General features: G+C 62.1%; 24 protein-coding genes. 13 read left to right on the top strand and 11 right to left on the bottom strand.

Going from position 1 to position 23,001, the window contains the following annotated elements:
* The first annotated feature begins 17 nt into the window (after positions 1–17).
* A complete protein-coding gene (locus C481_RS02690; RefSeq protein WP_152422133.1) occupies positions 18–353 on the top strand; it encodes a hypothetical protein in 336 nt (111 codons plus the stop codon).
* 36 nt (positions 354–389) lie between these two features.
* On the opposite strand, the gene C481_RS02695 is transcribed toward C481_RS02690, so the two are convergent.
* Positions 390–1,157, bottom strand: coding sequence for an IclR family transcriptional regulator (locus C481_RS02695; RefSeq protein WP_006107347.1), 768 nt, complete (start codon positions 1,155–1,157; stop codon positions 390–392).
* Between the two features lie 440 nt (positions 1,158–1,597).
* Here C481_RS02695 and C481_RS02700 point away from each other — a divergent pair, with 440 nt between their 5' ends.
* Positions 1,598–2,437 (top strand): branched-chain amino acid ABC transporter permease, encoded by an 840-nt coding sequence (locus C481_RS02700; protein ID WP_006107348.1) that lies wholly within the window; start codon positions 1,598–1,600, stop codon positions 2,435–2,437.
* A 32-nt stretch (positions 2,438–2,469) separates the two neighbouring features.
* Positions 2,470–3,498: a branched-chain amino acid ABC transporter permease gene (locus C481_RS02705; RefSeq protein WP_006107349.1), complete on the top strand. Its 1,029-nt coding sequence runs from the start codon at positions 2,470–2,472 to the stop codon at positions 3,496–3,498.
* Positions 3,499–3,694: 196 nt separating this feature from the next.
* On the opposite strand, the gene C481_RS02710 is transcribed toward C481_RS02705, so the two are convergent.
* The 4 genes from C481_RS02710 to C481_RS02725 form a co-directional block, all read right to left on the bottom strand.
* Positions 3,695–4,909 (bottom strand): ABC transporter substrate-binding protein, encoded by a 1,215-nt coding sequence (locus C481_RS02710; RefSeq protein WP_049904370.1) that lies wholly within the window; start codon positions 4,907–4,909, stop codon positions 3,695–3,697.
* A gap of 122 nt (positions 4,910–5,031) precedes the next feature.
* Positions 5,032–5,736 carry an ABC transporter ATP-binding protein gene (locus C481_RS02715; protein ID WP_006107351.1) on the bottom strand — a complete coding sequence of 235 codons (705 nt, stop codon included), beginning with the start codon at positions 5,734–5,736 and terminating at the stop codon, positions 5,032–5,034.
* Complete coding sequence (locus C481_RS02720; RefSeq protein ID WP_006107352.1) at positions 5,733–6,452, bottom strand: ABC transporter ATP-binding protein; 720 nt, start codon at positions 6,450–6,452, stop codon at positions 5,733–5,735. The genes C481_RS02715 and C481_RS02720 overlap by 4 nt, the downstream gene beginning before the upstream one ends.
* 236 nt (positions 6,453–6,688) lie before the next feature.
* Complete coding sequence (locus C481_RS02725) at positions 6,689–7,090, bottom strand: acyl-CoA thioesterase (RefSeq protein WP_006107353.1); 402 nt, start codon at positions 7,088–7,090, stop codon at positions 6,689–6,691.
* A 171-nt stretch (positions 7,091–7,261) separates the two neighbouring features.
* Here C481_RS02725 and C481_RS02730 point away from each other — a divergent pair, with 171 nt between their 5' ends.
* Complete coding sequence (locus C481_RS02730; RefSeq protein WP_006107354.1) at positions 7,262–7,750, top strand: DUF3237 domain-containing protein; 489 nt, start codon at positions 7,262–7,264, stop codon at positions 7,748–7,750.
* A 142-nt stretch (positions 7,751–7,892) separates the two neighbouring features.
* Here C481_RS02730 and C481_RS02735 read toward each other — a convergent pair whose 3' ends face one another.
* Genes C481_RS02735 through C481_RS02755 form a run of 5 tightly spaced genes read right to left on the bottom strand, consistent with a single transcriptional unit; the run spans position 7,893 to position 12,347 of the window.
* Positions 7,893–8,894: a malate dehydrogenase gene (locus C481_RS02735; RefSeq protein ID WP_006107355.1), complete on the bottom strand. Its 1,002-nt coding sequence runs from the start codon at positions 8,892–8,894 to the stop codon at positions 7,893–7,895.
* Between the two features lie 6 nt (positions 8,895–8,900).
* Positions 8,901–9,680: an ABC transporter permease gene (locus C481_RS02740; RefSeq protein WP_006107356.1), complete on the bottom strand. Its 780-nt coding sequence runs from the start codon at positions 9,678–9,680 to the stop codon at positions 8,901–8,903.
* Complete coding sequence (locus tag C481_RS02745) at positions 9,671–10,471, bottom strand: ABC transporter permease (protein ID WP_006107357.1); 801 nt, start codon at positions 10,469–10,471, stop codon at positions 9,671–9,673. The genes C481_RS02740 and C481_RS02745 overlap by 10 nt, the downstream gene beginning before the upstream one ends.
* A 4-nt stretch (positions 10,472–10,475) precedes the next feature.
* Entirely contained in the window at positions 10,476–11,321 is an 846-nt protein-coding gene (locus C481_RS20980; RefSeq protein ID WP_006107358.1) for an ABC transporter ATP-binding protein, read from the bottom strand.
* A gap of 18 nt (positions 11,322–11,339) precedes the next feature.
* Positions 11,340–12,347 carry an ABC transporter substrate-binding protein gene (locus C481_RS02755; RefSeq protein ID WP_006107359.1) on the bottom strand — a complete coding sequence of 336 codons (1,008 nt, stop codon included), beginning with the start codon at positions 12,345–12,347 and terminating at the stop codon, positions 11,340–11,342.
* Positions 12,348–12,564: 217 nt separating this feature from the next.
* On the opposite strand from C481_RS02755, the gene C481_RS02760 reads away from it, so the two are divergent.
* From C481_RS02760 to C481_RS02790, 7 genes are all read left to right on the top strand, one after another.
* Positions 12,565–13,722 (top strand): thiamine pyrophosphate-dependent dehydrogenase E1 component subunit alpha, encoded by a 1,158-nt coding sequence (locus tag C481_RS02760; protein ID WP_049904371.1) that lies wholly within the window; start codon positions 12,565–12,567, stop codon positions 13,720–13,722.
* A 4-nt stretch (positions 13,723–13,726) separates the two neighbouring features.
* Entirely contained in the window at positions 13,727–14,695 is a 969-nt protein-coding gene (locus tag C481_RS02765; protein WP_006107361.1) for an alpha-ketoacid dehydrogenase subunit beta, read from the top strand.
* A gap of 315 nt (positions 14,696–15,010) precedes the next feature.
* The gene (locus C481_RS02770) at positions 15,011–15,781 is read left to right on the top strand and encodes an IclR family transcriptional regulator (RefSeq protein ID WP_006107362.1); all 771 of its coding nucleotides are present in this window, start codon (positions 15,011–15,013) and stop codon (positions 15,779–15,781) included.
* A 411-nt stretch (positions 15,782–16,192) separates the two neighbouring features.
* Positions 16,193–17,527, top strand: coding sequence for a methyl-accepting chemotaxis protein (locus tag C481_RS02775; protein WP_049904372.1), 1,335 nt, complete (start codon positions 16,193–16,195; stop codon positions 17,525–17,527).
* A gap of 69 nt (positions 17,528–17,596) precedes the next feature.
* Positions 17,597–17,836: a hypothetical protein gene (locus tag C481_RS02780; protein ID WP_006107364.1), complete on the top strand. Its 240-nt coding sequence runs from the start codon at positions 17,597–17,599 to the stop codon at positions 17,834–17,836.
* Positions 17,833–19,473, top strand: coding sequence for a long-chain-fatty-acid--CoA ligase (locus tag C481_RS02785; RefSeq protein WP_006107365.1), 1,641 nt, complete (start codon positions 17,833–17,835; stop codon positions 19,471–19,473). The genes C481_RS02780 and C481_RS02785 overlap by 4 nt, the downstream gene beginning before the upstream one ends.
* A gap of 217 nt (positions 19,474–19,690) precedes the next feature.
* Complete coding sequence (locus C481_RS02790; protein WP_083860876.1) at positions 19,691–20,455, top strand: IclR family transcriptional regulator; 765 nt, start codon at positions 19,691–19,693, stop codon at positions 20,453–20,455.
* 55 nt (positions 20,456–20,510) lie between these two features.
* Here C481_RS02790 and C481_RS21560 read toward each other — a convergent pair whose 3' ends face one another.
* A complete protein-coding gene (locus tag C481_RS21560) occupies positions 20,511–20,684 on the bottom strand; it encodes a hypothetical protein (protein ID WP_193787831.1) in 174 nt (57 codons plus the stop codon).
* A gap of 566 nt (positions 20,685–21,250) precedes the next feature.
* Here C481_RS21560 and C481_RS02795 point away from each other — a divergent pair.
* Together C481_RS02795 and C481_RS21885 are read left to right on the top strand one after the other, a co-directional pair.
* On the top strand, positions 21,251–22,705 hold the full coding sequence (locus C481_RS02795; protein WP_006107367.1) for a YjiH family protein: 1,455 nt from the start codon (positions 21,251–21,253) through the stop codon (positions 22,703–22,705).
* 77 nt (positions 22,706–22,782) lie between these two features.
* Complete coding sequence (locus tag C481_RS21885; RefSeq protein ID WP_161605617.1) at positions 22,783–22,953, top strand: hypothetical protein; 171 nt, start codon at positions 22,783–22,785, stop codon at positions 22,951–22,953.
* The last annotated feature ends 48 nt before the right edge of the window (positions 22,954–23,001 follow it).

Below are 23,001 nucleotides of genomic sequence, written 5' to 3' on the forward strand. Positions count from 1 at the left end.
GGATACCGAGGATATTAATGATTATGGTGCCGGGATTCGTTGCCGCTCGGTTCTCGCCTCCGGACGGCGTTTCGAGATCGAAACGGACGATCTCCGTCGCTCTCGGCCCGAGTCGGGCACGATTCGTTGCAATCGGTTTCATCTTCGCCAGCGTCTCGCTACTGGGTGCCGCGATCGCGCTCGGCGCACTCTCACAGCGGGTTGCAGTCGCCGGAACCGTTCCCGCGTGTGCCGGAACCTGGTGTCTCACCGGCCGGTACAGCGCGAACCGCGCCGTGTACGTTCTCATCGGGTTGACGTACGCGTTCGCCGGGATCCTGTTTCTCGCGATTCAGCCTAATCTCTTCAGCTGACGCCGTTGAGCGCGCGACCGGGCGATACCCGTGACGTCATCCGTACACCAGTCGCAGTTCGATGTCGTCGACCGCTTCGAGCAGGCGCTCGGACAGGTCGTCTTCGATCCGCTCCTCGGTAACCCGGTTTGCGGCACCCGCGATGGTGACGGCCGCGACCGGCCGGCCGTCGGTGATCACCGGCGAGGCGATCGCGTGCAGTCCCCGGAGATCCTCCTGTGCGTTCATCGCATAGCCGCGGTCTCTAACCTCCGCGAGTTCGTCGAGCAGGGTCTCGCGATCGGTGATCGTGTTCTCGGTTTGTGCCGGCAGACCGTGGCGGTCGATGATCGACGAGACCTCCTCGTCGGGGAGGTGGGCCAGGATCGCCTTGCCGGCCGAGTTCGCGTGTAAGTAGACCCACGTGCCGATCGTCGAGTCGAAGGTGAACGCCTCGTTGTGCGCGACGCCGTAGACGAACATCCCCATCCCGTTTTCGTGAACGATGAGCCAGGCCGCCTCGTTCGTCTCGGCTGCGAGCCTGTCGACTCGATTCTTGGCGGCGTGATAGACCTCGTACTGGTTTCGAACGTGGATGCCGGCGGTGAAAAACTGGAGTCCGAGCCGATACTGGCCGTCCTCTTTGACGACGTACCGGTGGCGTTCGAGCGCCACGAGGTGTTTGTGAACGGTGCTCTTTGCGAGATCGAGTCGATCGGCGAGTTCGGTGACACCTGCACCGTTCGTGCGCTTTAAGCATTCGATGATGGCGAACAGCGTCTCGTCCGATTTGATAGACCGCCCATCGATATCACGATTTTCCATAGGAATTCTTTCTGTTGCGTCTATATAAGAGATGTTCAAGGCTTCTAGCAGATCGTGCGGGGAAACAAATCCCTCCTGTTCGCTGTGATGAAACGCAGTAGTTAGCCCGTCAACAGTATTTCGCCGCGCCACCATTACACGAGTACTACTGTAAAATATTCTGCGTAAGTTCCTCCATCAGCTCACGGAATCGATGTAAACTCGTCGCACAGGATTCTCCTCGGACCGGCCGGTCCTAAATTATAGACCGTTCGGGATAAGCATCTCGTTTCCTGAGAGCGAACAGCACGTGTGTCATGAACGCACGGTACAATCCGGCGTGTCACCACACAACTCGCTCACCGCGACGGCGGTGTGTGACCGCCCGGTCGACCACAATGTATAAGATATGGTGATGTGATAGCACACCTGTAATGGTGTCAGCGTCGGTAACACAGCTAGTGGAATTTGCGATCGACGGGATCACACAGGGGCTCGTCCTGGCCCTGCTCGGACTCGGAATCACGATCGTGTTCGGGCTCGGTGGCGTGTTGAACCTGTCGATCGGGGTCTTTTCGGCGATAGCGGTCGTCATCGCGATCGAACTCCTCGGGATCACGTCGAGTCTCCCGCTCTCGATCGTCCTCGCCGTCGTCGCCGTCACCGGACTCGGCCTGGTCGTCGACAAGTCGCTGCTCTCGTTCGTCTACCGATCCGAGGGCGAAGAGCGGGTGTTGCTCGGGATTTTCGTCACGCTCGGGTTGGCGACGCTCCTCGACGGACTGCTCGTTATCGCTCGTCCGTCGTCGTACTCGCTGTCCGTCGGCGTTCCGTCGACGACGGTCTTCGGTGCACAGATCCGAGGTTCCTCGATCGCGATTATTGTAATCAGTCTCGCTCTGTTCGCGGGGCTGTATTACTTCTTTCGCCGAACGTACCTCGGACGGGCGACGCGAACGGTTCTGCAGGACGAGACCGGAGCGGTTCTCTGCGGAATCAGCCCGCGAAAGATGCGAACGCTCGTGTTCGTACTCAGCGCGTCCATCGCGGCGGTCGCGGGGATACTCTACAGTTTCACCCAGCAGGTCGGTGCAGCGGAGGGATTCGAGCTGACGATCCTGGCGCTGATCGTGTCCATCGTCGGCGGCGTGACGAGCATCGTCGGTGCGGTCGCGGCGGGACTCGTCCTCGGTCTCATTGCCACGTTCACGAGCGCGTACGTCGGCGCATACGTCGCCGAAATCGCTCTGTTCGCGGCCGCGATCGTCGCACTGCTGCTCCAACCGGAGCAGGTCGCATAACGAACTCGGTACACACGGACACTGTAATACCAATGATACACGCACTACTCACGCGCGTTGGTGGCACTGATTGGGAGACAATTCGGTTACCGCTCGTCCTGGGGCTACTCGCACTCGTTCCCCCGGTCGTCTTCCGCGAGGGCGCGACGTACGTTTCCCGCCTGATTATCCTGGCGGCGATTTTCGCGACGCTCGCGACGGCGCTCAACATCGTCTTCGGACACACGGATCAACTATTCCTGTTCGTCGGCGCACTGACTGGAATCGGCGCGTATACTACCGCGCTCTCGGCCGAGGCGCTCGGCGTCTCGCCGTGGGCGACGCTCCTCATCGGTGCCCTCCTGACCGGCGTAATCGGTGCGCTCGTCTGTTACGTCGCGGCGAGGCTCCAGTTTACCGTGATCCTGATCGCAATCTTAACCCTCGCGCTGCAGTTTGCGGTCATCGAGTTCTTCGTCGGGGCCCGCGACATCACCGGCGGGAGCACCGGGCTCATCTTCTCGGGCCTCGGATTCGAGTCGCTTCAGGAGGGATTCGGCATCCACGAGCACGTGATCCTCTATTACCTCGTGCTCGCGCTCCTCGGCGCGACGTTCGTCTTCTACGAGTGGCTTCGCGACTCGACGTACGGATTGGCCTTCGACGCGATCCGACAGGACGAGGTCGCTGCCGAATCGATCGGCGTCGACGTGGTCCGGTACAAGGTTCTCGCGGGGTTCACCAGCGCCTTCATCATCGGACTCGTCGGTCCGCTGTACGCGCAACTGGAGGGGTTCGTTATCCCTGGCCTGTTCGAGTTCCAGGTGATCGACGTGCTCGTCCTCATCATCCTCATCGTCGGTGGGATGCGGACGCTCCTCGGGCCACTCGTTGGAGCCGGACTCGTCGTCTGGATCGATGAGGGGCTGGCGTCCACGGGAGAGTGGCGCACGGTGATCTTCGGTGCGCTCCTGATCTTCCTGTTCCTCTACTTCCGCCAGGGCGTGGTTCCGTTCGCGGACCGCATCCTGAACGATCGATTCCGAACTCGCGAGCGGATCGCGACGTGGCGCGAAAGCTAGCGAGAACGGGCACGACCCTCGTCAGCTCTCCTGCGCACGTTTCTCGATCACTGTAGGGCACGCACGCGACCGTGACTCCCGTCCCAAAAAAGACCAGTCTGCTAACCAGCCGCCGAAAGTCAATACACACCCGATCGTACAACCCTCGTACGATCGAGTGTGTAACTCGTTTCAGTTGGTACTCTACCGTCCCGGGCTACCATTCCGTCGGGTCGATCGCCGAGAGGGAATCCGTCCGGTAGACCTCGTGCAGATCGAAGTCGCCGTCCGGATAGTACGCCGGTGCCTGAGTCTCGAACCCGCTCCAGATCAGCGAGTAGTTGTCAAGCTCACCCCACTCCGTATACTGGACCGGTTCGGCGTAGATCGTGTCGAACTCGAGTTGGCGCGTGCCCGCTGCAACGTCCTGTGGATCGGCCGACTCCTGTTGGCGCATCGCCTCCGCGATCAACTGCACCGTGACGTATCCGGCCGCCTGCGTCGGGCCGAAATAGCCCCCCGTCTCCTCGTAGAACCGATCGGCGATCTCCCGGTACTCGTCGGAGTAGACGTCCGGAAGGTGGCCGAACGTGAATCCGTTCGCGACGGCGTCCCCGATCCCGTTGTAATTCGTCTCGGGCGGATCGACGGCACCGGTCATCAGTTCGGGTTCGAGCCCGACCTCCATCATCTGACTGAACATGTCGTTCAGTCCCGGCGGATGCCCCGAGCCGACCAGCACGTCCAGATCGCTCGGCATATCGCGGAGGTACGGCGCGAAATCGCTTTCCCCCTGCGGTGCCGTCCGCATCGTGAGGTCGATACCGCTCGGGAAGGTTTGCTCGATGGCTTGCTCGGCTGCGATGCCCCACGCGTAGTCGGCGTTGATCGCTCCGATCGTCTCGTACCCGTTGTCTTCGATGATGTCCGCGACGGCCTGGATGAACGCCGGCGCGGGCGGCAGCGCCGTCCGGAACGTGTAGCTCGAGTCCCGCGAGAGAATCTCGATGTCGCCCGACGTGTGCAAGAACAGCGGCACCTCGAGTTCTTCCGCGTTCTCCGAGGTCAGCACTCCCACGTCGCTCGAGACCGGGCCGACGGCGGCGACGGCGTCCTCAGTTTCGACGAGTCGGTTGAGGATCGTCACCGCCTCGCTCGGCTCCGATCCGGTATCCTCCGCGACGTGTTCGAGTTCCTGATCGAGGATGCCACCGTCGGCGTTGATCTCCTCGATTGCGAACTCGATCCCCGCCGTGTGGGCGTCTCCATACAGGGCAAACGGTCCCGAGTGGGGCTGTAGTCCCGCAATAGTGTGCGTATCGCCGCCCCCGCTCCCGCCCATGCACCCGGCCATAAGTCCGATCCCGACGCCGGCACCGGTCGATTTCAGCACCGTTCGACGCTGTATTCGGTGTAATCCCGTCTCTGGCATTTGTACCACGGTACCAACTCACACTTACCATCCTTCAATCTTTTTGTCGCCGGTCCGCTCGTGGTGAGTCTGCTCGCGACGCTCGCGGGACGCCACCGGCCCGGTTCGGTGACCGCTGCATGCTAGCCGCGGAGATACGCCTCCACGACGTGGTCGCTCTGGAGCAACTCCGATCCCGTCCCCTCGGCGGCGATGCGACCGTTCTCCAGCAGGTAGGCCCGGTCGGCGAGTTCGAGCGCCCGGTCGACGTGTTGCTCGACGAGCAAGACCGTCACGTCCGTACTGATCTCTTCGATCTTCTCGAACACCCGCTCGGCGAGTTGCGGGGCGAGCGCACCGGACGGTTCGTCCAGCGCGAGGATGTCGGGTTGTGCCATCAACCCGCGGCCGATCGCGAGCATCTGCTGTTCGCCGCCGCTTAACGTCCCCGCCTTCTGCTCCCGGCGCTCCTCGAGAACGGGGAACATCTCGACGACCTCCGCGTGCGTCTCCTCGAACTCGTCGCGGTGTCTGTACGATCCCATTTGCAGGTTTTCGGCGACCGTCATCTCGTCGAAGAGATTCCGCCCCTCGGGCACGTGGACGAAGCCGAGGTCGACGATCTCCTCGGCAGGGCGGGTGGAGATGTCCGAGCCGAGGATTTCGATCGTCCCGGCGGACGGCTCGAGCAGGCCCGAGAGCGTTCTGAGCAGCGTCGTCTTGCCGGCCCCGTTCGGCCCGACTAACGTCACGACCGAATCCTCCTCCGCAATCGCCATCGATGCGTCCCAGAGCACCTGCAGATCGCCGTAGGAGACGTCGATCCCGTCGACTTCGAGCAAGGTCATACCTCCACCCCACCGAGGTACGCCTCGGCAACCTGTTTATCGGACTGCACCTCCGCGGGCGTTCCGTCGGCGATCTTCGCGCCCTGATTGAGAACGATGATCCGATCCGTCGCACCCATGATCGCATCGACGATGTGCTCGATCCAGAAGACGGAGATTCCGTGCTCGGAACGGATGCGCTCTAACGTCTCCGTCAGGGTCTCGAGTTCGGTCGGCGTGAGACCGCTGCCGATCTCGTCGACGAGGACGAACGCCGGCTCGGTCGCGAGCGCCCGGGCGAGTTCGAGCAGTTTCCGGTCCGCGATGTTGAGTTCGCCGACCGGGTCGTGGGCCTGCTCGTCGAGGCCGATGAACTCGAGCAGTTCGTAGGCCCGCGTTTCGGCGCGGGCTTTCGAATCGCCGGTGCCGAAGACGGCGCCGATGGCGACGTTCTCGATGACAGTCGCCTCGTCGAACGTCCGTGCGGTCTGGAAGGTCCTGGCGACGCCGGCCCTCGCGATTTCGTGTGGCTTGCTGCCGGTAAGCTCCGTCTCGTCCAGGACGATCGTCCCCTCGGTTGGCGGATGGACGCCCGTAATCGCGTTGAACAGCGTCGTCTTGCCGGCTCCGTTCGGCCCGATCAATCCGACGATCTCCTCGTCACCGATCTCGAAAGTTACGTCGTCGACGGCGACCAAGCCGCCGAACGATTTGCTAACGCTCGTCGCCCGAAGCATGCTATGCGCTTTCGACGCATCCGCAATAAATGATGTGGTAACGAAACGCACGGCCGTAGCGACAGACGCTGACGACGGCTCACCGAAACGCACAGCCTCCGACGAGTTCATCACGGTTCACCCCGTGTCGGTGGGGGGACACGGTTTCGTCGTGCTACGAACGCACTCGTCACCGGCCCACGATCTCGTCCTCGTCGTCCGGATCTCCTCGTCCACGGTCGTTTCAGTGGGACGACTCAGTCGGCAACGGCGTCGAGAGCGGTTCTGAGTTCGTCGGGGACCGGGACGCCCCCGTCGCCGTCGACGGGGACGCAGACGCGGTGTTCCGTCCCGCTGAAGACGACGGTCCCGTCGTGCGTCGCTCGGTATTCCAGTTGCACGCTCGATTCGCCGACCGTCGGCGTCAGTTCGATCTCGACGTCGTCGCCGGCTTCCACCTGGACCGTAAAGTCGAAATCCATCGAGACGAGCGGGAGACCGACCCCGTGTTCGTCGGTCAGTTCCCAGAAGGGCCAGCCGATCGATTCCATGAACATATCCGAGGTCTCGTGAATCGCATCGATCATCCGCGGGTAGTGTGCGATCCCGAACGGATCCGTATCCGAGAAACGAACCGTCCACGTTCGTGTGAAACTCATGCGGTGTCTCGTACCGACAGGATCGAGTCCTATAAGAATTCTCGAACGCCGCCGACGGATCGGTCCGTCCTCGGACACCGTCACCGCTCACCCGTTCGGTTCGCCCCGGCTACGGCGACCGCCTGCCCCAATCGACAATAGTTATGTATCGGCGCGTTCACGTTCCTTTTAATGGGTGATGATCCCAATTCACACGGATCGCCCGCACCCAAACCCGAACTCGAGCGCGTTCTCGAGTTGACCGTGGAGGTCGAAGAACCGATCGAGATCGGCGAGACGGGCGACGGACACCGTCGCATCATCCCGATTAGCGGCGGTACAGTGACGGGGCGGTGTAGCGGACGAGTGCTGTCGGCCGGCGCGGATTACCAGCTCTTTCGGGCTGAAGGGCCGACGGAGTTGGTGGCGAAGTACGCCTTCGAAACCGACGACGGTTCGCGGGTGTACGTGGAAAATCGCGGCATCCGGCGGGCTCCGTCGGAGGCGAGCGAACGGCTCCGCGACGGCGATCCGGTCGATCCCGATGCCGTCTACTTTCGATCGGTGCCGTCGTTCGAAACCGCCGATCCGGAACTAGACTGGCTCACGCGGCACGTCTTCGTCGCCGCCGGAACACGCCAGCCGGCGGGCGTCAGGCTGGCGGTGTATCGCGTCGGATAACCGGGCCTCCTCGTGCGCGTGAGGGCCGGAATTCCACGGAATAGCGCCCTCAGCGACGGGATTTTCACCGGCAACACGGTGTCCATTGGTGAACCGATCAGGGACCCGGTCCGGAACGAAACGAGTTCAGGGAGCCGACCAGTTACGACAGTTCGAGGTCGGCAGTAACCCGCTCGTGAGCGGCTGCCAATCGCGCGGTCTCCTCCTCGGTCAACTCCCACTCGAGAATGTCGCCGACGCCCGTCGCCGTTAGCGTCACCGGCACGCTCAGACAGCCGTCGTCGAACCCGTACTCGCCGTCGAGCGGCGTCGAGAGACAGATTGCGGTTCTCGAACCACCGGCCGGTCCCGTACTCGAACGCGCGGTACTACCCGCATCGATCATCGATCGGACGACCCGCACCACGCCGGCGCTTGTCACCCAGCGCGAAGTCTCGTTTGCCCCGCGACGACTCGCGATTTCGAACGGCACACGCCGGACGAACTCGCGGACGGCCGAACGCTGGTCGGCAGTTACCGTCGCCGGGTCGCCGTCGATGCGGAGCTTCGAGAAAATCGGGACGATCCCCTCGCCGTGTTCGCCCATGACGGGGCAGGTGACGGTGCACGGATGCGCGCCCGTCTGCCGTCCGATCTCGTGTGCCGCCCGCGCCGTCTCCGACAGCGAGTAGCCGAGAAACCGCTTCCGCGGCCACCCGAGTCGTCGCCAGAGACGGTGCGTGATTCGATCGATCGGGTTCGTCAGCACGAGAACGGGCACCGACTCGATCGCTCGGAGTCGGTCGGCCACGTCGTCGACGACGGCGCGGTTAGCCTCGAGTTCAGCGTCGCGTGCGTCGCGGTCCGTGGCGTCGTCGGGCCGGGGTCCTGCGGCGGTGACGATCACGAGATCGGGTGCAGGATCGAGTGCGGGAAGGGCATCGATGTCCGCGGCTTGGATGGTGCCGAACGAGTCGGCTCGTTCACCGCCGAGCGGTGCGCCCGCGGCGTGAAACGCGGCGTGTGTGATGTCGACGGCGTGGGCCCAGGCGGCCTCGGTTGCCGGGTCGACGAGCGTGATGTCGAGCGTCGGGTCAGCCGTAGCAAGTGTGTCGGCGACCGTCGAGCCGATCGTGCTCGCGCCGCCGATGAGGACGATGTGCATCGTTGGTCAGGTCCACGCGAGGAGCCGGCCGCGAAGGTACCGCAGCCCGCGGTCGAGGGTGAATCCCACGATCATAATTGCGATGAGCGATGCGTACACCTGCGCCGACTCGAACGACCGGACGCCCTGGATTTCGAGGTGGCCCAGCCCGCCGCCGCCGGCGACCATCTCGAAGACGAACGTGACGATCAGCGCGATGGGCAGCGCGATTTGAACGCCCGAGATGATCCCCGGTGCTGCCGCCGGAACGACGACCCGTCGGAGCAGTCGGCGATCCGAGGTCCCCATCATTCGCGCCGACCAGACGAGGTTCTCGTCGACCTCGCGGGTCGCATTGCGGGCGTTGATCGCGACCGGCCAGAAGCAGCCGACGACGACTAGCATGATCTTCGGCAGGTCGCCGGTGCCGAACCAGAACATGAAGACCGGAACGAGCGCGATTACCGGCACCGGGTAACCGACCTCGATGACCGGGTCCCAGAACCAGCCCATGATTCGGTTTCGGGCGGCGAGCACGCCGACGACGATCCCAAGGAGACACGCGAGCAGCAGGCCGGCCATTGCTCGGCGGAACGTCAGGTACGCGTGTTCGAGCATCGTTCCGCTGGCAGTCAACTCGTAGAAAGTAGCCAGCACGTCCGATAACGGCGGCAGGAAGTAGGAGTGGACCATGTCGTACTGCGCGACGAACTCCCACAGGAGCAACAGCAGTACGAGCGAGTAGATCGATTTGGCGGCGGCGATCACGTCGTTGCGATCGAGGCCGACCGTTCTGGTCACGTCCATGTGACCACCCGCCGTTCGAGCCACTCGTAGCCGCGGACGGCGACGAACGCCGTCCCGGAGATAACGACGAGGACGGCGAACATCGACGTGTAGTTCCCGATCTGTCCGTGCCGCAGGATTTCGAATCCGACGCCGCGGTTCGAAGCGATGAGTTCGGCGCTGACCAGCGCGATGAACGCGATCGGAATCGCCTGTCGAATCCCGGTGAGGATACTCGGTATCGTCGCCGGAACGACGATTTTGATCGGGAGTTTCCACGCGGGCATTCCCATCATCCGCGCCGACCAAATCAGGTTCCGATCGACGTTTCGAGCGGCGTTGTAGCTGTTCAGGACGATCGGAAGCAAACAGGCGAGGAAGACGATCAGGATCGCCGTCTCCGTACCGATGCCGAGCCAGAGGATCGCAAGCGGCACGAGTGCGGCCTTCGGGACGGGGTAGATCAGCGCCAGGAACACCTCGAAGAAGTTCTCGATCGGCTTCACGCGGGCCATTCCGACGCCGAGTGCGACGCCGACGACGATACTCAGGCCGAGTCCGACGCCGATTCGGTAGAGCGACACCTGCAAGTGCGGGAGGATCCGTCCGGAAACGAGCAACTCCCACGAGACCGCGAAGACGGCGGACGGCGGGGGCAGAATCTCGCTCGAAACGGCGGTTCCGCTCGCCAGTTCCCACAGTCCCGCGACGATCGCGATCGGAATCCACTCGAAGACGAACCGGACGACCCGTCTGAACGGGTTCGGGATCGTTTCCGCAACCGTCTCCAGTCGGAAGTCGGCGTACGACATGCGCTCAGTGTTCTCCTCCGGGCGTCGTTTCTTCCCGAAGCGATTGCCACACGTCGTTCTTCGTGGCGGTGTACTCGTCGGACAGAACGAGTTCTTCGCGGGGTTGCGTGCGATCCAGTTCGATATCGACGGTGGTCTTTTTGGTCCCCGGGTGGCGGGTCATGATCAGCACGCGTTCGGAGAGATACACCGCCTCCTCGACGTCGTGGGTGATGAAGATGACCGTCTTCTCGAGTTCGCGCCAGATGTCGATGAGGTGGTCCTGGAGCGATTCGCGCAGCGGTTGGTCGAGCGCGCCGAAGGGTTCGTCCATCAGGAGGATCTTCGGATCGTACGCGAGCGTTCTGGCGAGCGCGACGCGCTGTTTCATCCCGCCGGACAGCTCTTTGGGGTACTTGTCCTCGAAGCCGTCGAGATCCATCATGTCGATGAACCGCTGGGCGGTCGCCCGACGCTCTTCCTTGCCGACGCCCTTTTCTTCGAGTCCGTACGTGACGTTTCCCATGACCGTTCGCCACGGAAAGAGCGCGTAGTCCTGGAAGACGACGCCGCGGTCGGTTCCGGGGCCATCGATCGGGTCGCCGTCGACGGCGATCGTCCCTGTCGTCTGTTCGAGAAAGCCGGCGACGAGATAGAGCAGCGTACTCTTGCCACAGCCGCTCGGGCCGACGACGCCGAGGAACTCGCCGCTCGGAACCGTCACCGAGAAGTCCTCGATCGCCGTCGTTCGTTCGTCTCCCGACTCGTACTCCTTTTCGAGTTCGGCGATCGTCACGTGTCCGTCAACCATCGTATCGTGCGTCGATTTTGCGTTCGGGGGGTGCTGTCGGTGGGTCTGCGTTCGGTTCATGGTCGGATCTCGTGTTCCTCACGGGAGGTATTCGTTGGTCGCGTACTCCTCGACGTCGAACGTGTCGTCGGTGAACCCCATGTCGTGCATCTCGTCCATCGCGTACTGGAGGCGCTCGGTATCGATCTCGATATCGTCCCGGTAGTAGTCCGCATCGGTCAGGAAGAACGAGTCGACGAGCGACTCCGGAAGCTCGAAGTGGTCGCTGGCCAGGGAGACGACCTCGTCGCGGTTCTCGAACATGTAATCGACGACCGTAACGTAGTCTTCCATCCACGACCGCACGGCCGACTCTTTCTCTTCGAGAGCGGTATTCGAGGCGACGATGTACGCGAACGGATACGCCTCGTCCCAGACGTCCTGGCTGGAAAACACCTCGTTGAAGCCGTTGTCTCGGGCCTGAGGTGCGAACAGTGCGGGATAGATCGCGACGTCGAAGATGCCGTCTTCGAGACCGGCCGTAAACGTCGGAAAATCCTGCTCGACGAACTCGACGTCTTCGTCGGGATCGAGCCCGAGATCCAGGAGTTGGCGCTGGTACACCGAGTGGATGCCGGTTCCCAGAGCGTTGACGCCAAGCGTCGCTCCCTCCATATCCGCCGGTTCGGTGATCTCCGAGTCGCTACGTGAGAAGATCGTGAACCCGTAGTGGTCCGCGTGAGCGTCCCAGAAGTCCGTCGCGAGCATCGTGATGTTCCCGGGTACGGCTTCTTGCATCACCGCAGAAGCGTAACTCACCGTCGTCACGAGACAGAGATCGGACTCCCCGGCCGCCAGCGCGTTCAACGAATCCGGGGTGCTCGAGTTCTGCGAGACGTCGAGTTCGTACTCCTCACCGATGTTGTCGAGTTGGTCCTGAATGTCGGGGATATCCAGCAACGAACCCAGGTTCTCGACCGGGACGGTGAAGTTGAATCCGAGCGTCCCGTCACCGTTTCCCCCGCCGAGACAGCCGGCCAGTCCGGTCAGACCGACGGCGGCCGTGGCCCCACTCTTGAGGAATGTCCTCCTGTCACGTGGTAGCATACACCTCTCAATTCTCACAAGGTGGTAAAAAGATTGTGATCAACCGGCGGTTACGACGTCGAGTATGGTTCGCCGATTCGATCGGCGCAAGAAGCGGTAAACACGCAGCGGGACGCCGCTCGACAGCCCATCGGTCCGCGTCTTGTACTCGTGTAACTACCGTTGAGAATCAGTCGCAAAGATTTATACGGCTGATGGAGTCATGTTGAGGCGTACTATGGACGACAGCCCACGAACAGTGCCTCCAGCAGCGGCCGACATCGGCGTCGATCCGCTCTCGCAGGGTGACCTAGAGATCGAAACGTACCGCGTGGTACGTTCCGACGGTTCGTTCGACGCCGAACGAGTTCCGGATCTCGACGACGAGGACTTCCGCGATCTCTACCGCTGGATGCTTCTTCAGCGCATCTACGACGAGCGAGCGACGAAACTCCAGCGACGCGGCCGCCTCGGGACGATCGCGTCCGGCCACGGCCAGGAGGCCAGCATCATCGGCAGCGGCTACGCACTCTCGCGCGACGACTGGATCTTTCCGTACGGCCGCGAGGCCGGCGCGTTGTTGTTACACGGCCTCTCGATGCGCGACCTGCTGTTGTACTGGCGTGGCATCGAAGACGCCTCGCGAATGGAGGGGGCGAACGTCTTCGGCATGGCGATCTCGATCGGGTCGCACATCCCGCTTGCGACCGGCAAGGCCTGGGGACTCGAACTCGACGGCGAGGACGCCATCGCGTTCGCGAATCTCGGCGACGGGGCGACCTCGACCGGCGCGTTCCACGAGGGGCTGAACTTCGCCGGCGTCCTCGGCGTGCCGGCCGTGTTCTTCTGTCAGAACAACCAGTACGCGATTTCGCTGCCGTTCGACGAACAGACGAACGCCGAGACGGTCGCCCAGAAGGCCCTGGCGTACGGCGTCGACGGCATCCGCGTCGACGGCAACGACGTGCTCGCGGTCTACAACGCGGTCTCGACGGCTCGCGAACGCGCCCTCGAGGGAACGCCGGTTCTGGTCGAAGCCGTCACCTACCGGCGCAGCGCGCACACGACGAGCGACGATCCGACGCGGTATCGCTCCGGCGACGAGGTCGACGAGTGGGAGGAACGCGATCCGTTAGCACGATACCGGGCGTTCTTGGAGCGGACCGGACGCTGGGGCGCGATCGACGAGGACGCGATCCGCGAGGAGGTCGAGTCGGAGTTCGACGAGGCGGTCGACGCCGCGGATGCCGTCGAAGAACGCGGCATCGAAGAACTCTTCGCGTACCTCCACGAGGAGATGCCGCCCGAGTTGGAACGTCAACTCGAGGAATTGCGCGACCTGCTGGAGGAGCGACCGGACATGTACGAGTTCATCGAACAGCGGCCGAAGGGGTGATGTCATGAACGCAACAATCATCGATGCGATCAACGACGCACTGCACGCGGAGATGCGAAACGACGATCGGACGTTGGTCTTCGGGCAGGACGTTGCCGAGTCCGGCGGCGTCTTTCGGGCGACGGACGGGCTCTTGGCGGAGTTCGGGTCGGACCGGGTCCTCGATACGCCGCTCTCGGAGATTGCGATCGTCGGTAGCGCGGTCGGCCTGGCGACCCACGGGTTCCGTCCGATCGCGGAGATTCAGTTCTCCGGCTTTCTGCCGCCGGCGTTCGACCAGTTGGTCACGAACGCCAGCCGGATTCGCTGGCGAACGCGCGGCGAACTCACCGCGCCGATGGTCGTTCGAACGCCCTACGGGGCCGGCGTCAGGGCGCTCGAACACCACTCCGAAAGTCTGGAGGGAGCGTACGGCCACGTTCCGGGGCTTACGGTCGCGATCCCGTCGACGCCGCACGACGCCAAGGGGATGCTCATCAGCGCCATTCGCGATCCCGATCCGGTCCTGTTCATGGAGCCGAAACACGTCTACCGGTCGCTGCGCGAGGACATCCCCGAGGGAGACTACACCGAACCGCTCGGCGAGGCGGCGGTCCGGCAGGAAGGGGACGACGTGACCGTCGTCTCGTGGGGTGCGATGATGCACAAGACGCTCGAGGCCGTCGACAACCTCGACGGCGTCGACGCCGAGGTGATCGACCTGCGGACGATCTCCCCGCTCGACCGGGAGACGATCACCGAGTCGGTTCGAAAGACCGGCCGCTGCGTCGTGGTCCACGAGGCGGCCAAGACGGGCGGGTTCGCCGGCGAGCTTATCGCGACGATCAACGACGAGGTGCTGCTGTATCTGGAAGCGCCGATCGAGCGCGTGACCGGCTTCGACATCCCCGTTCCGCTGCTCTCGATGGAGGACTATTACGTTCCGCACCCGCCGCGGATCGAGGAAGCGATCACGAAAACCGTTTCCTACTGACCCGCCTCGAGCAGGAGCAATGCCGCGACAACGCCGTCGTACGCCGACGGAATCTCGACGAGCGTTTGACGGTCTCGACGACATTCGAGCAGTTGCCCTTTCTCGACGAAATCGCCCGGCTCGACGAGCCAGGTGACGAGTTCATCCGCCGCGATCCCCTGCTGTGTCGATGGGTGAGAGGATCGCTGGCAGTCAGTTCCGGCGCAGCCGCGGGTCGGTTTGCGACTTCGTCGGTCAATCGTTACAGCAGGCCGTATGAAACAGTTGCCACGGACGAACAGCTATTAGTACATTGCGAACAGTCTATCGTGTACAATGACAACGAGAGACACGAAACCGGAAACGCCCGTGAAAACGGCACAGACGACGTTTCGAATCGTCGAAGCGCTCAAAGAACTCGACGGGGCGACCGTAACGGCGATCGCCGACCGGCTCGAGTTGCCAAAGAGCAGCGCCTACAACTATCTCAAAACGCTGGAACACGAGGGCTACGTCGTCAGTGACGGCCGGACGTACGAACTCGGCCTTCGATTCCTCGATCTCGGTGCGTACGCCCGAACGCAAAAGAAGCTGTACGACGTCGGAAAACCCGAACTCAGAACCGTCGCCGACGAGACCGGTGAACTGGCCAATCTCCTCGTCGAAGAGAACGGGTACGGTGTGTTCATCGTCCGAGAGCGAGGCTCGGATGCCGTCAGTATCGATTCCTACACCGGCCAATGCGTGCACTTGCATACGACGGCGCTCGGCAAGACCATCCTCGCCTATCTCCCGCCGGAGCGACGAGAACAGATCATCGACAGCCACGGTCTCCCGGCGAAAACGGACCGGACGATCACCGACCGGGAGTCGCTGCTCGATGAACTCGAAACGATCAGACAACGGGAGGTCGCGTACGACCGGGAAGAGCGTATCAACGGGTTACACTGCGTCGCAGTGCCCGTCTTTAGAGACGACCGGATCTCCGGTGCGATCAGCGTTTCCGGCCCGAGCAGCCGACTGGACGAGGACCGAATCCAGGAATCGATCCTGCCGAAACTCCGCCATGCGGCGACGATTATCGAACTCAACCAGACGTACTCGTAACCGATACGGCGATTCGCCGCTGGAACGGTCACGTCCGCTTGTCCCCCCGTCGCGGGCCGCTGAACCGGCTGCTGTTCGATTCGGAACTCGCTGGGTCTCGTTCGTGAAATCCGAATCTCCGTTCGGCTACGAGATCACGATCGTCGCTCGAGTTCAACCCGCGGAAACGCGCTCACTTGCTGTATTTCGTCCCTCACAGCCGATACGATGCTGATTCGGGGGTATTACAACCATACATCTGTAAAACCATCCGTACCGAGACCGGAATCGTTTCCGAGGATGCTTCGGCGGTCCAGAACGAGTATTCGCTTCTGACGAATGCGTCGCTATCGCGATAGCTGTGGCGTCCAGTCCGCCTCCGGCCGCAACTGCCAATAGATATTTAGTACTTGTCCAGCAAACGGACAGTAGATGGCTAGTACACGTCTTCGTCCGCAATCGGAGGTTACAAACCCTGATAACGGAACTGAGGGTACTGAAGTGGATCGACTTCGAGCGGAACGTGACTTCTGGCGACACCTTTTCGACCAGTTAGTCGAAGAGTTTCCCGAACCGGTGTTGGTCGTTAACGACGACGGCGTCATCACCCACTGGAACGAGGAACACACGGCGCTCACCGGAATCGGTCACGAGGGGGCGATCGGAGAGAAGGCGATCGATGTTATCGGGACCGATGGTGTCGACGAAACGCTGGCAGAGGAAATCGCCAGAACGGGCGAATCGGTCAGGGAGGACGACGTCCGATCCGGACGGAACGGGGGCGACGAGTGGCACATTCGCGCCGCTGGGACGCCCCTCGAAGCTCCCGACGGCGACGTCGTCGGCGCGTTCGAGTACGTGAGCATCGTTACCGATCTGGTCGAACAGCGCGAGGACGTAAAACGGGTTCAGGAATCGATCAGCGACACCGTCAACGGCGCGGTCGAAGAGTTGCTCGCCGCGAGCGAAACCACCGCCGAGACCAACGCCGAACTCGAAGCGTTCGCCGACGACCAGGTCGAGAACCTCGAATCGGTCCGCGACGAGATGGAATCGCTCTCGGCGACCGTCGAAGAGATCGCCGCCAGCGCCACCGAAGTCAGCGACCAGAGCGCGACCGCGGCCGAACTGGCCGATGAATCCAGAACGGCGACCACGGAAATCGTCTCCTCGATCGACGAGGTCCGCGACGCGACGACGACGCTCGCCGAGAACAGTCGGCTCCTGGAAGACCGCGTCGAAGAAATCGACACGGTTGTCGACGTCATCGACAATATTGCGGACGAAACCAACCTGCTGGCGCTGAACGCCAACATTCAGGCGGCACAGGCCGACACCAACGTCGCGGGCTTTCGCGTCGTCGCAAGCGAAGTCAAAGAACTCGCCGATCAATCGAAAGCGGAAGTCGACACCATCGAAGACATCGTCGGAGAGATCCGAACCAATACCGCTGAAACCATCGAGAGCGTCGAAACGACGCTCGACCGCGTCGACGACGCCATCGAACACGCACGGGTCGTCGACGACAAACAGTCCGAAATCGAGACCGCAGCTACCGAGGCGGCCACCGGCGTCGATCAAATTGCCGACGCAACCGACGACCAAGCCGCAAGCGCCGAAGAGATCGCGAGCATGCTCGACTCGGCCGTCGACCAGATCCGGGACATCGCGACCGAGATCGAAACGCTCTCCGAAACCAACGACAGCCAGGCCGAAAGCGTTCGCAACGTCCGCGATACCGTTCGTGAACTCGAAGCGGAACTGTAGTCACCGATCGCACCGCCGGGGACCCGTTCCACAAAAGGTATATATGCTATCCCATCACATGATCTCGTAATGATACACGTGGGTAGACGACACGCCACCGTCCGCGCTACTACCAACACGAGTCAACAACGCACCGCAATCGCCTCGCTCAACGGCGACACCGCGGTGAGACCGATCCTCGCGAACATCGTCCCAGACCGAAGGAACGGCGTTTCCGGTAGTACCCGCCACCCGATCACGGCGATCGCACGAAATCGGATTGCCCGCGTCAGCTTCGATCCGATCCACCCACGCGGTGACCCCCGATGAACGATTACGAACTCACGCTACAGGTCATGCTCGAACGGGCCACTGACCTCTTTTCCCACAAAGAAATCGTCTCCGAAGAACTCGACGGACGGACCCACCGCTACACGTACGCCGACGCGTCCGACCGAATGGGACAACTCGCACACGCACTCGACGAACTCGGCGTCTCCCCCGAGACGCGACTGTCGGTGATGGCGCTCAACCACCACCGCCACTACGAACTCTACTTCGCGCTCCCCTGCAGCGGCCGGAGTATCCACATGACGAACCACATGCTGCCGGACGAGCACATCGTCGAGATCATCACCGAAGCCGAAGACGAAGTCGTCTTCGTCGACCCCCATCTCGTCGATACCGTCGAGGCCGTCGCCGACCAGCTCGAGACGGTCGAGCAGTACGTCGTCCTCGCCGACGAAGTCCCTGAGACCAGTCTCGAGCCGATCCACGCCTACGAGGACCTCCTCGACGGGCGAGACGCCGACTACGACTGGCCCGCCATCGACGAGAATCAGGAGGCGGGAATCTGCTACACCTCCGGAACGACCGGGCTTCCGAAGGGCGCAGCCTACTCCCACCGCGACCTGTACCTCCACGCGGTGACCCACAGCCACGTCGACGTCTTCGCCATTAGCGAGCGCGATGTCGTGATGCCGGTCGTGCCGATGTACCACGTCAACGGCTGGGGGCTCCCCTACACGGCGACGATGTGCGGTTCGAAGCTCGTGCTCCCCGGTTCGAAGACCGGGACCGAACAGATTGCCGACCTCATCGACCGCGAGAACGTGACCGTCACCGCGGCGGTCACGACGGTGTGGCTGGAGATGGCAGACTACTACGACACGGACGGCGAACGCGACGAGTTCAGCCTCGAGAGTCTCGATCGCGTGCTCATCGGTGGCACGTCTCCTCCCGAGTGGCTCATGGAGACGTTCGATAAAGAGTTCGATGCGCCGATCAAGCAGGGGTACGGGATGACCGAAGCCGCACCCCATCTCGTCAATACTATGACGACGACCGAAGTGCAGGAACTCTCCGAACGCGAGCAGTACCAACAGCAACTGAAACCCGGGCTTCCCGCCCCCGGCTGTCGTATCCGACTCCGCGATCTAAACGGCGACCCGGTTCCTCACGACGGCGAGTCGACGGGCGAGATCCAGGCCCGTGCGCCGTGGCTCATCGACGAGTACTACAATCGCCCAGACGAAACCGACGAATCGTTTACCGGCGACGGTTGGTTCAAGACCGGGGATGTCGGCGTCATCGACGAGTTCGGCTATCTCGAGGTCGTCGACCGTCTCGACGACGTCATCAAGAGCGGCGGCGAGTGGATCTCCTCGATCGAACTCGAAAACGAACTGACGGCCCACGATGGCGTCGACGAGGCGACGGTGCTCGGCGTCGAACACGAAACGTGGGACGAACGCCCCATTGCGCACGTCGTACCGGGTGCCTCTCTCAGTGAAGAGACACTCCGGGAGCACCTCCGCGATCGATTTCCGAAGTGGTGGCTGCCGGACGAGTTCTTCGTCGTCGAATCGCTCCCGAAGACCTCGACCGGCAAACTCGATAAGAAGGTGCTTCGCGAGGAGTTCGTCGCGGAATACGGATCGCTACCGATCGACGGAGAGCGCAGCTAATTGCGGCCGGACTTCGTCCAGTATTGATAGACGGACTGGGCTTTGCGTATCGGCAGTCGGCAACTCGAACATCTCCGTTCCGCGTCTCGCGAACTGCCCGCTGACCCGGTACAGCTGTCGGGTCGGCGGTTATTCGAGGCGTTCGTTTCGGCGGTGGATGGTCTCGCCGTCCACTATAATCGAACGACTTAACTCGCCGTTCGTGTTCGGTGGTACCATGACAACAGGCGGAACACCGACGATGACATCGGTGCTTCGGGCGTTCGATATCATCGCCGTTCTCTGGGAGGTAAAGCGCGCAGGGCCGTCTGAAATCGCAACCCGAATGTCGATTCCGAAGAGCACCGCCCACGCCTATCTGCGCACCCTAGCGGAAACCGACTACGTCGTGAACGACGGCGGCGAATACTCCCTGAGCTATCGCTTCCTGATGACCGGATCGCGGATTAAACACCGAAACAGTCTCTTTCGCGTCTCCGAGCAACTGCTCGCTGAACTCGCCGTGGAAACCGACGAACTGGTGACGCTCGTCGTCGAACAGCACGACGAGACGGTGATACTCCACACGGAGCGCGGCGATCGGTCGCTCGAATTAGGACTGTATTCGGGGATGACGACCCCGCTTCATACGAACGCGACGGGGAAAGCGATCCTCGCACAGCTTCCGGATGAGCGGGTCGGCGAGATCATCGAAACGCAGGGACTGGAGCCGGTGACGGAGCAGACGATCACGGACGAGCGCGTTCTTCGGTCGGAGCTGGCGGACATTCGCGATGCCGGGCACGCCGTCGATTGGAATCAGCAGGTCGTCGGGATGGGACTCGTCGGAATCCCGATCAACATCGACGAGCAGGTCGCGGGTGCCGTCGGAATCGTGACGCCGACGGAGCGGATCAAAAACGAGGAGTACCGTCGAACGCTCCTCCAGAAGCTCCAGGAGACAGTCGATTCGATCACGATCAAGTATCGGTACGGCCACTGATCGACTCGCTGCGCCGATCGATACGATAGCGGGATCAGCAAGCGCTATCGGAGCGCTATCGGGCGCGACGAAGCGCGAGGACGAGAACTGCCGCAGCCACAAACAGCAGTGCGATCGCCTTGAAGGCCGCGATTTCGCCGTTGTAATCGATGATCCATCCAAGCAACACCGGCGCGAGTGCACCGCCGATCGGGAGGACAGTATAGACGAATGGGACCGTAACGTCCATACTCGACAGTGAGACTCCTGGCACCTACGTATGTGGGTCACCGTGACACTCCCCCGCGGCGACGGCGAGGTTGCTTTCTACCCGCCGTCCATCGCTCCCGTTCAGGATGCGTGAACGCTCGCGCGACTACCCGCGGTTCTGCACCGCGTCGAATGCCCTCCTCAGCCACCGGCCGTATGCCACTCACCGCCGATCTGGCGATCTCACCATCTCGACTGCACTCGAGTACTCCCCTCCACAGTACACGCTCGTCTACTATTGTCGGACGGACTCCGCCCAACTGCCGTCTCTCTCCTCGGCACTGTGTGCGACTATTTCGCCCGTGCGACTGCAAGAGATCGCGAGTTCACCAGTGGGGCCGCCGCCACGCACGGACTGAACTCGTCTCGCTATACCGCCAATAATTTACATTCGTATGTATGTAATATCAGGTGGAGTTCGACCTCGGTTGGGCGGTGATCCACTAATGTTGGATCGCCGATTATCGAACGCGTTGCTGTTCGCTCGCACTCTTGCGGACAATATCACCGATACATTTATACAGCATTGGTATCTCATACCACGATATGTTTCGCCAAGACGCATGGCGTAGCGATACGGATGTCTGGGAGGAAACCGAAGCGGACGATCAAACGATCGACGACGAGTCACTGACCGGAACGGAGACGGTTCCGTTTCTTCGGTTTACGATCATTTTCGTCGTCGGGGTCGCGTTTTTCGTGCTGCCGGTTCCGTGGGAGAACACGATCACGGTGCCGTTCGACGTCTTCGTCGGCCTGATCGAAGCCACTCTCGCACGATACGTGCTGGGAATGGCCTGGCTCATGGTCGTCGGCGCAGCCGTCCTCACGACGGTGGCGGAAACGTATCGTCGCGGTCTCATCGGTATCGATACTGAAACCGCGTCTCGGCTCGACCTCGACCTCTGGGAGACGAATACCGCGTTCTGGATACTCCGGATCGTTGGTGCAGTGGTTGCGACCGGGTTCTTCTTCGAGAGCGGGCCGGCGTTGATCCTCGATCCCGAAATCTCGGGCGTCGTCTGGGAGACGTTACTGTTGAGCGTCGTCATTATCATTCCGCTCGGATCGATTTTCGTCAATCTGCTCATCGAGTGTGGCGCACTGGAGTTCGTCGGCACGCTTGCCCGTCCAATTATGAAACCGCTCTTCCGGCTTCCGGGCCGGTCTGCACTCGATGGTGCCGCTTCCTGGGCGGGTTCCTTCGCGATCGGATTTTACGTCACCAGGAAGGTCTTCGACCGCGGTGGCTACAACAAACGAGAGGTATTCATCATCTGTTCCTGTTTCGGAACGGGCAGTATCGGAACGATCGGCGTCTTCGCGGCCGCGTTCGACATGCTCCACATCTTCCCGGTTATCCTGCTCGCCTACCTGATCGCGATCGTCGCAGCAGCGGTTGTGACGATCCGACTGCCGCCGCTGTCACGCGTTCCGAAGGAGTACGTCTCGGAACCGGCCGTCGAACCGAATCTGACGGGATCGGCCGGCGACTACGTCCGACTCGCTATCAGCGAGGCGATCGACGAGTCGAGAGGGACGTCCTCACCGCGGGCCGCCTGGAGGGGACTCGTCGACGGAATCGTGCTGACGGCGACGATGACCGGGACCGTCGTCGCCATCGGAACAACCGTTCTCGTCCTCTACCACAACACTTCCCTCTTTCAGGTCGTCTCCGCCCCGCTCGAGTCGATCATCGCCGCGTTCGGAATCCCGAACGCGGATGTCGTCGCTTCCGCGCTCATCATCGGCTTTGCCGACATGTACGTGGGAGCGCTTACGGCCACCGGCCTCGCGTCTACAGCGCAGTTCTTCGTGATTCTCGTCGTCAGCGGTCAGATCCTCTTTCTCGCTGCGTCCGGGCCGATGATGATGGATATGTTCACGGACATTCCCGTTCGATTTCGGGACATCGCCGCGATTTTCGCCGTCCGAACGCTGGTCCTGATCCCCATCAGCGCGGCGCTGACTCACGGTGTCACGCTTCTGGGATTGCTCTAATCGGTGTCTCCCGATCACTGAGTCGTCTCGTCCCGCAGCTCGTCCGGAACGCTATCTCGCGATGTGGGTGGACCGGGATGACGGAAGTACAGGACCTCCCGAAATCACTCCAAGGATTAAATACGTGTACGTCCATCGTCCGCGCGAGTTCAGTCGGGCTCCCACCGTCGAGTTTCCGGAGCGCGTCGATCACGTCGAAGGTCCGCTGCACCGACGTCATCGGCGCCGTCGTGCCAGAACACGCATAGACGACTGCTAGTAAACCGTTCGACTATGTTGGACCAACCGATCGTCAC

This window comes from Natrialba asiatica DSM 12278 (assembly GCF_000337555.1).
Taxonomy (GTDB): Archaea; Halobacteriota; Halobacteria; order Halobacteriales; family Natrialbaceae; genus Natrialba; species Natrialba asiatica.